The organism is Kitasatospora sp. NPDC059827, assembly GCF_042731675.1.
Lineage (GTDB): Bacteria > Actinomycetota > Actinomycetes > Streptomycetales > Streptomycetaceae > Kitasatospora.
In genome coordinates, this window is record NZ_JBHWIV010000163.1 from 1 (window position 1) to 6086 (window position 6086).

Genomic DNA, 6086 nt, shown 5'->3' on the forward strand with positions numbered 1-6086 from the left:
CTCGCCGTGTGGGAGAGGGCGGCGATGCGCTCGCCCTCGACGGCCAGGCGGCCGCCGTCGACGACCCCGCCGGGCAGGACGAGCCGGGCGCCGGAGAGGGCAGTACGGTCACGGTCCGCGGTGGTCACGCGGTCACCTCCATCGAGAGCAGGTCCCAGGCGAGCAGGCCGGCGCCCAGGGACGCGGCGGTGTCTTTGAGCATGGCGGGTACGACCTTCGGGGGCATCTGGAAGGTCAGGCGCTCGGTGACCGCAGCGCGCAGCGGCGTGAAGAGCGTGTCGCCGGCCTCGGCCAGCCCGCCGCCGACGATGACCGTGGACGGGTCGAGCAGGCTCTGGGCCAGCACGATGCCGTCGGCCAGCGCGTCGACCGCGTCCTGCCAGACGGCGCGGGCGCGGTCGTCCCCGGCGTCCACCGCGGCGGCGCAGGATGCCGCGTCGGCGTCGGGGTCGCCGCTGGCCTCGGCCCAGGCGCGGGAGACGGCCGAGGCGGAGGCCAGCGTCTCCAGGCAGCCGCGGGCGCCGCAGCCGCACTGCGGGCCGCCGGGGCGGACCACGACGTGGCCGATCTCGCCGCCGTAGCCGTGCGCGCCGGCCTCGATCCGGCCGCCGATGCCGATGGCGCCGGCGATGCCGGTGCCGAGGGCGACGAACAGGAAGCGGTCGACGCCCTGACCCGCGCCGATCCGCCCTTCGGCCAGCCCGCCGGAGCGCACGTCGTGGCCGAGGGCGACCGGCAGGCCCCCGAGGCGCTCGCCGAGCAGCTTGCGCAGCGGGAGGTCGCGCCAGCCGAGGTTGGCGGAGAAGACCGCGATCCCGTTCTTCTCGTCGATCGTGCCGGGCACGGCCACGCCGGCCGCCAGCGGGGCGTGCCCGAAGCGGGCGCGGCCCTCGTCGGCGAGGTCGGCGGCGAAGCCGAGGATGGCGGCGACGACGGCGTCGGTGCCGTGTTCCCGCCCGGTCGGTCGGCGTGCTTCGAACAGCACGGAGCCGTCCTGGGCGAGCAGCGCGGCCTTCATGCCGGTGCCGCCTACATCGAGTGCGATGACGTGCTTCACGGAGGACAGTTTCCCTTGGTCGGGTCGAAGAGGTCTAGTCCAGTTGTCGGATTGGTCTGGTCCATACTGGGTGAGCTTTGTCTCGGCTGCGGCGGTGTGCGGGGCTTTGTGTCCCGGAGTCCGGCTGAGGGCCTCCGTTCGCCTGTTGTTGCGCATCGTGCAATGAACCAGGGCACTTCGGTAACTACTCGACGGGCGGGGGCGAGTGGTGTGGACCAGTGTGCGAGCGGTTTGGGAGTGTGGCGCTCCCCCCTGCCGGATTCCCTCGTCCGGCTGTAGTTCCCTTTGAAGGCGGTACCCGCGTTGAACAGGCGCGCCCAGGTTTCCCTCCGTGTGCTCGGTACGGCGTTGGCCGGAGCACTGGTGCTCACCACGGTCAGCGCGTGCAGCGGGCAGGGCGATGGGCCGGTCACGCTCAAACTGGTCGCCGCGGACTACGGGGAGAACGCCGAGACCGGCTCCAAGCACTACTGGGACGAGGTCTCCAAGGCCTTCGAGGCGGCCAACCCCGGCATCAAGGTCCAGGTCGAGGTCGACAGCTGGACCGACATCGGCAAGAAGGTCGACGACATGATCGCGGCCGGGAAGTCGCCCGACCTGCTGCAGACCGGCGGCTTCGCCGAGCAGGTCGCGGCGGACCGGCTGTACGCGGCCGCGGACGTCCTCTCGATGGACACCCAGGCCAAGTTCATGGACAACTTCTCGCACGCCGGGCAGGTGTTGGGGACCCAGTACGGGATCCCCTTCGTCTCCTCCTCGCGGGTGCTCTTCTACAACAAGGCGATCTTCAAGCAGGCCGGGATCACCCAGCCGCCGACCACCTGGAACGAGCTGCGGGCCGCGGCCGAGAAGATCAAGGCCAAGGTGCCCGGGGTGACCCCGTACGGGCTGCCGCTGGGGCCCGAGGAGGCGCCGGCCGAGTCGATGCTGTGGACGCTGAGCGGGGGCGGCTCGCTCTCGGACGACGTCGGCAACTACACCATCGACAGCGACCAGAACCAGGCGACCTTCACCTGGCTCAAGAACAACCTGGTCAGCACCGGGCTGACGTACCCGGACCCCGGCAAGATGAACCGCACGCCGGTGTTCCAGGACTTCGCCTCCGGGAAGGTCGCGATGCTCAACGGGCACCCGACCCTGCTGCGGATGGCGTCCGCCGGGAAGATCGACTTCGGGACGGCGGTCATCCCGAAGAAGGACGGCGTGGGGAGGACCGGGAGCCTCGGCGTCGCGGACTGGATGATGGCGTTCAAGGCCAACGGGCACAAGAACGAGATCAAGAAGTTCCTGTCCTTCGTCTACACCAAGGACTACCAGCTCAAGTTCGACGAGCAGTACAACCTGCTGCCGGTGACCCAGGACGCCTTCAACCAGATGTCCTCGGACCCCAAGCACGAGGACCTCAAGCAGTTCGCGGTGGGGCTGACCAACGCCAGCTTCTACCCGTTCGGGGACCCGGCCTGGGGTGAGGTCAGCAACCGGATCAAGACGGGGATCGGGCAGGCCGTGACCGGGGACCCGAAGCAGGTGCTGCAGGGGCTGCAGGACGGGGCGATGAAGGAAGCGGGCCGGGTCCGCAAGCAGTGAGGCCCCCTGCCGGGGGGCGGGGGGCTCACCGCGAGGGCCGGTGCCGGGGCGGGGTCAGGGGAGGGTGATCGCGTAGGCCTTGCGGAGGGTCTCGTGGACCGTCCAGGTGGTGCGGTCGCCCTCGCGCAGGACGGCGCAGTCGCCGGGGCCGACGGACAGGGTCGGGCCGCCCTCGATCTCGATGGTGGCCCGGCCGCTCAGCACCACGAACATCTCGTCGGCCTCGACGTCGGTGACCACGCCCGGGGTGATCTGCCAGATGCCGCGCAGCTGGCGGCCGTCGGGGGACTCGGCGAGGACCTTTCCGGTGACCTCGGGGGTGCCGGAGACGATCTGGGACGGGTCGAGGGGCTCGGGGTCGAGGTCGGCGGTGGGGATGTGGACGGCGAAGCTGGTCATGGGGGTGACGCTAGCCGGGCGGGGGCACCGGGGTGGGGGGCAGAGTGTGTCGGGGGCGCGTCCGAGAATGACACTTCGTAGGTCCGTGGGGGATTGCCGGGGGGATGTGCGGAGGTGGTGCGTGGTGGGCGAGCCGAGTGGGCTGAGTGAGCGGGACCGGGCGGTGCTGGCGCTGGAGGGGCGGCAGTGGCGGACGGCGGGGGCCAAGGAGCGGGCGATCCGGGAGGAGCTGGGGCTCTCCTCCACGCGGTACTACCAGGTGCTGAACGGGTTGTTGGACCGGGAGGAGGCGTTGGCGTTCGCGCCGGTGCTGGTGAACCGGTTGCGGCGGGTGCGGGAGGGGCGGCGCGGGGCGCGGTGACGGCCGCTGCGCGGGGCTGTTGGTGGGTGGGGGGCTTTCGGGAGGGTGGGTTGGTCCGGGGGCGCGTCCCTCTCGCCTTGGGCGGGTGAGGAGGTGGGAGGGGGTGCTGGGGGTGGGGTGGGTGCGGGTTTTTGGTGCGGGTGCGCGGGTGTTGCCTCGCGCGCTCGCCGGGGTGGGGGTGCCGGTTCCGGGGCGGGGTATGGGTGTCGGTATGGGTCTTGACGAGATGGTGGTGCCGGCGACCGAGGCCGGGCGGGACGGGTTGCGGGCGGTTCTGGCGGCGCCCGGTGATGCGGTGGTCGCCCTGGACTTCGACGGGACGTTGGCGCCGATCGTGCCGGATCCCTCGCGGGCGCGGGCGCATCCGGGCGTGGTGGGGGCGTTGCGGGGGTTGGCGGCGGTGGTGGGGGCCGTCGTCGTCGTGACCGGGCGGCCGGCGGGGTTGGCGGCGGAGTACGGGGGGTTCGCCGGGGTGCCGGGGCTGGTGGTGCTGGGGCACTACGGCGCCGAGCGGTGGGAGGCGGGTGAGCTCTCGGCGCCGGAGGTGCATCCGGGGGTGGCGGGGGTGCGGGGCGCGTTGCCGGGGGTGTTGGAGCGGGTGGGGGCGCCCGAGGGGACGTGGGTGGAGGACAAGGGGCGCTCGGTGGCGGTGCACACGCGGCGTACGGCGGAGCCGGAGCGGGCGCTGGAGTCGTTGCGCGGGCCGGTGGGCGAGTTGGCGGCCGCGTACGGGCTGGTGGTGGAGCCCGGGCGGCTGGTGCTGGAGTTGCGGCCGCCGGGGGTGGACAAGGGGGCGGCGCTGACCGGGTTCCTGCGGGAGCGCGGGGCGCGGGCGGTGCTGTACGCGGGGGACGACCTGGGGGACGTGGCGGCGTTCCGGGCGGTGGAGGAGCTGCGGGGGCAGGGGCTGGCCGGGCTGTTGGTGTGCGCCGGCGCGGTGGGGGACGCGCCGGTGCGGGAGCTCGCCGACCTGGCGGACGTGGTGGTCGACGGGCCCGAGGGGGTGGTGGAGCTGTTGGGGGCGCTGGGGGAGGCCCTCAGAGGGCGTTGAGCTGGTCGAGGAACCACTGCTGCGGGGGGAGCGCGGTGGCCGCGGCGGCCAGGCGCTTGGTGCGGTCGGCGCGTTCCCCGGGGCTCATGGTGAGGCCGGTGTGCAGGGCCTCGGCGGTGGCGATGACGTCGTACGGGTTGACGGTGAGGGCGTCGTCGCCGAGTTCGGCGTGGGCGCCGGCCTCGCGGGACAGGACGAGGGCGCAGCCGTGGTCGGAGACCACCGGGACCTCCTTGGCGACCAGGTTCATGCCGTCCCGGATCGGGTTGACGAGGGCCACGTCGGCGAGCCGGTAGGCGGCCAGGGAGCGTGGGAAGTCGTCGTTGACGTGCAGGATCAGGGGCTGCCAGGTGGGGGTGGCGAACTCGGCGTCGATGGCGGCGGCGAGGCGTTCGACGGCGGCGGTGTAGTCGCGGTACTCGGCGAGGTCGGTCCGCGACGGGTAGGCGAAGGCGATGTGGACCACCCGGTCGTGCCACTCGGGGCGGGTGCGGAGCAGGTGCCGGTAGGCCTGGAGGCCGCGGACGATGTTCTTGCTCAGCTCGGTGCGGTCGACCCGGACGATGGTGCGGCGGTCGCCGACGGCGGTGCGTAGGGCGGCGAGGCGTTCGTCGACGTCGGGGCGGTGGGCGCGTTCGCGCAGGAAGTCGGCGTCGGCGCCCAGGGCGTGCACGCCCAGGTGGGTGGTGCGGCCCTCGTGGGTGACGGTGAGGGCGGTCGGGTCGAAGGCGGCGCCGAGCAGGTCCTCGCAGCAGGCGGCGAAGGCGCGGGCCCAGCGTTCGGTGAGGAAGCCGGCCCGGTCGGCGCCGAGGATGCCGGTCAGGACGGCCCGGGCGACGTCGTCGGGGAGCAGCCGGTAGTACTCGGGCGGCGCCCACGGGGTGTGGGAGAAGTGGCCGATCCGCAGGTCGGGGCGGGCTTCGCGGAGCAGCGCCGGGGTGAGGGAGAGGTGGTAGTCCTGGACCAGGACGGCGGCTCCCGGGGCGGCCTCGGCGGCGAGGGCGTCGGCGAAGGCGGCGTTGTACGCCCGGTAGGCGGCCCACTCGGTGCGGAAGTCGGCGTCGAAGGAGGGCGCGGTGGGGGTCGCGTAGAGCAGGTGGTGGACGAACCAGAGGGTGGAGTTGGCGACGCCGTTGTAGGCGCGGGCGAAGGTCTCCGGGTCGATGTCGAGCATCCGTACGGCCTGTCCGCCGACCTCGTGCCCGGCGAGGTCGAGGCGGCCGGCGGGGGCCTCCCGGGCGGCTCTGCGGTCGGCGTCGCCCAGCGCGGCGCAGACCCAGACGGCGGTGGGGTCGTCGATCGCGGACAGGCCGGAGACCAGGCCCCCGCCGCCGCGGCGCAGGGTCAGCGTGCCGTCGTCGGCGGTGCCGAAGGACACCGGTCCCCGGTTGGAGGCCACCAGGACGGGGGCGGTTCCGGTCGCACTCGAACGTTCGGTCGTGAGATCGCCCATGGTTGGGATGTTGCCGGGGGGGCGGGGTGGCAAACGTCGGGGCCCGTCTTCGGACCCGCAGACGGGAGTCCGAAGACGGGCCCCTAGTGTCCTGAGTCCTTGATCCGTCGTTAGTCAGTGCATGGGACGTCCTGGGCCGAGGCTGGCCGAGCTGGTGTTGTCGGATCACGAGCGGCAG

6 protein-coding genes are annotated in these 6086 nt (G+C 73.0%); 3 read left to right on the forward strand and 3 right to left on the reverse strand.

Features of this window, described 5'->3' with window-relative positions:
* Nucleotides 1-124 precede the first annotated feature (124 nt).
* The gene (locus ACFV8H_RS41025) at nt 125-1057 is read right to left on the reverse strand and encodes an ROK family protein (RefSeq protein WP_380409840.1); all 933 of its coding nucleotides are present in this window, start codon (nt 1055-1057) and stop codon (nt 125-127) included.
* A 348-nt stretch (nt 1058-1405) separates the two neighbouring features.
* On the opposite strand from ACFV8H_RS41025, the gene ACFV8H_RS41030 reads away from it, so the two are divergent.
* Nucleotides 1406-2644, forward strand: coding sequence for an extracellular solute-binding protein (locus ACFV8H_RS41030; RefSeq protein WP_380409842.1), 1239 nt, complete (start codon nt 1406-1408; stop codon nt 2642-2644).
* Nucleotides 2645-2698: 54 nt separating this feature from the next.
* On the opposite strand, the gene ACFV8H_RS41035 is transcribed toward ACFV8H_RS41030, so the two are convergent.
* Nucleotides 2699-3043 (reverse strand): cupin domain-containing protein, encoded by a 345-nt coding sequence (locus ACFV8H_RS41035; RefSeq protein ID WP_375888707.1) that lies wholly within the window; start codon nt 3041-3043, stop codon nt 2699-2701.
* A 124-nt stretch (nt 3044-3167) separates the two neighbouring features.
* On the opposite strand from ACFV8H_RS41035, the gene ACFV8H_RS41040 reads away from it, so the two are divergent.
* Nucleotides 3168-3404 (forward strand): DUF3263 domain-containing protein, encoded by a 237-nt coding sequence (locus ACFV8H_RS41040; protein ID WP_375888705.1) that lies wholly within the window; start codon nt 3168-3170, stop codon nt 3402-3404.
* 211 nt (nt 3405-3615) lie between these two features.
* Nucleotides 3616-4455, forward strand: coding sequence for a trehalose-phosphatase (gene otsB / locus ACFV8H_RS41045; RefSeq protein WP_380409844.1), 840 nt, complete (start codon nt 3616-3618; stop codon nt 4453-4455).
* Here the strand turns inward: otsB and ACFV8H_RS41050 are convergent.
* On the reverse strand, nt 4442-5908 hold the full coding sequence (locus ACFV8H_RS41050; protein WP_380409846.1) for a trehalose-6-phosphate synthase: 1467 nt from the start codon (nt 5906-5908) through the stop codon (nt 4442-4444). The two genes, otsB and ACFV8H_RS41050, sit on opposite strands and share 14 nt — an antisense overlap.
* Nucleotides 5909-6086 lie beyond the last annotated feature (178 nt).